This window comes from Methanobrevibacter curvatus, from assembly GCF_001639295.1.
Classification (GTDB): domain Archaea; phylum Methanobacteriota; class Methanobacteria; order Methanobacteriales; family Methanobacteriaceae; genus Methanoflexus; species Methanoflexus curvatus.
This window is the reverse complement of sequence record NZ_LWMV01000124.1, coordinates 1-744: the sequence shown is the minus strand read 5'-3', so window position 1 is coordinate 744 and position 744 is coordinate 1. Positions and strand designations below refer to the sequence as shown.

Below are 744 nucleotides of genomic sequence, written 5' to 3'. Positions count from 1 at the left end.
TTGTTAAAACATCTAATGTGTCTGGTAATGTTTTGAATGGTGCTTATATCTTGTATACTATTAATGTGACTAATTTTGGTCCTGATAATGCGACTGGTTTGGTTATTACTGATAAGTTGGATAGTAGGTTAATTTATATTAACAGTACTTCTCCAAGGTTTACTTTCTATGTTCCTGGTACTGGTGTTTGGAATATTGGTGCTTTGGCTAATGGTGAGAGTATTGTTTTGGATATTCTTGTGAAACTTAATGGTACTGGTAATATTGTGAATGTTGCGAATGTTACTAATGTTACTGAGAATAATACTGGTAATAATAGTAGTACTCCTGATAATGAGACTAATATTACTGTTGTTACTACTGTGAATATTAGTATTGTTAAAACATCTAATGTAAGTGGATCTGTTTTGAATGGTGCTTATATCTTGTATACTATTAATGTAACCAATTATGGTCCTGATAATGCGACTGGTTTGGTTATTACTGATAAGTTGGATAGTAGGTTAATTTATATTAACAGTACTTCTCCAAGGTTTACTTATTATGTTCCTGGTACTGGTGTTTGGAATATTGGTGCTTTGGCTAATGGTGAGTCTATTGTTTTGGATATTCTTGTTAAGCTTAATGGTACTGGTAATATTGTGAATGTTGCGAATGTTACTAATGTTACTGAGAATAATACTGGTAATAATAGTAGTACTCCTGATAATGAGACTAATATTACTGTTGTTACTACTGTGAACC

At 31.7% G+C, this 744-nt stretch carries 1 protein-coding gene; it reads left to right on the top strand.

What is annotated here, in order from left to right; genetic code table 11:
- The coding region (locus tag MBCUR_RS03155; RefSeq protein WP_157077625.1) for a DUF11 domain-containing protein at positions 1-744 on the top strand (744 nt) is incomplete at both ends.